This is a genomic window from Streptomyces sp. NPDC058653 (assembly GCF_042716895.1).
Classification (GTDB): domain Bacteria; phylum Actinomycetota; class Actinomycetes; order Streptomycetales; family Streptomycetaceae; genus Streptomyces.
Map to the genome: position 1 here is coordinate 1,380 of NZ_JBHXRM010000090.1, position 1,226 is coordinate 2,605.

Sequence of the window (1,226 nt, forward strand, 5' to 3'; positions counted from 1 at the left end):
GGTGTGAGCTGGGGGTGGCCGCAGAGACCAGCGAGAAGCGACTGTTTACTAAAAACACAGGTCCGTGCGAAGCCGTAAGGCGATGTATACGGACTGACGCCTGCCCGGTGCTGGAACGTTAAGGGGACCGGTTAGTCACATTTCGGTGTGGCGAGGCTGAGAACTTAAGCGCCAGTAAACGGCGGTGGTAACTATAACCATCCTAAGGTAGCGAAATTCCTTGTCGGGTAAGTTCCGACCTGCACGAATGGCGTAACGACTTCTCGACTGTCTCAACCATAGGCCCGGTGAAATTGCACTACGAGTAAAGATGCTCGTTTCGCGCAGCAGGACGGAAAGACCCCGGGACCTTTACTACAGTTTGATATTGGTGTTCGGTTCGGCTTGTGTAGGATAGGTGGGAGACTGTGAAGCTTGGACGCCAGTTCAGGTGGAGTCGTCGTTGAAATACCACTCTGGTCGTGCTGGATGTCTAACCTGGGTCCGTGATCCGGATCAGGGACAGTGTCTGATGGGTAGTTTAACTGGGGCGGTTGCCTCCTAAAGGGTAACGGAGGCGCCCAAAGGTTCCCTCAGCCTGGTTGGTAATCAGGTGTTGAGTGTAAGTGCACAAGGGAGCTTGACTGTGAGACCGACGGGTCGAGCAGGGACGAAAGTCGGGACTAGTGATCCGGCGGTGGCTTGTGGAAGCGCCGTCGCTCAACGGATAAAAGGTACCCCGGGGATAACAGGCTGATCTTCCCCAAGAGTCCATATCGACGGGATGGTTTGGCACCTCGATGTCGGCTCGTCGCATCCTGGGGCTGGAGTCGGTCCCAAGGGTTGGGCTGTTCGCCCATTAAAGCGGTACGCGAGCTGGGTTTAGAACGTCGTGAGACAGTTCGGTCCCTATCCGCTGCGCGCGTAGGAGTCTTGAGAAGGGCTGTCCCTAGTACGAGAGGACCGGGACGGACGAACCTCTGGTGTGCCAGTTGTTCTGCCAAGGGCATGGCTGGTTGGCTACGTTCGGGAGGGATAACCGCTGAAAGCATCTAAGCGGGAAGCCTGCTTCGAGATGAGGGCTCCCACCCACTTGATGGGGTAAGGCTCCCAGTAGACGACTGGGTTGATAGGCCGGATATGGAAGCACTGTGAGGTGTGGAGTTGACCGGTACTAATAGGCCGAGGGCTTGTCCTCAGTTGCTCGCGTCCACTGTGTCAGTTCTGAGACAACGAACATCCGTGTT

The 1,226-nt window shown here is 56.3% G+C and carries 1 rRNA gene (only partly in view); it reads left to right on the forward strand.

Going from position 1 to position 1,226, the window contains the following annotated elements:
- Window positions 1-1,177 (forward strand): 23S ribosomal RNA (locus ACFWU9_RS36185); its annotated part reaches 1,379 nt to the left of the window's first position; the annotation flags it as partial.
- Window positions 1,178-1,226: the final 49 nt, after the last annotated feature.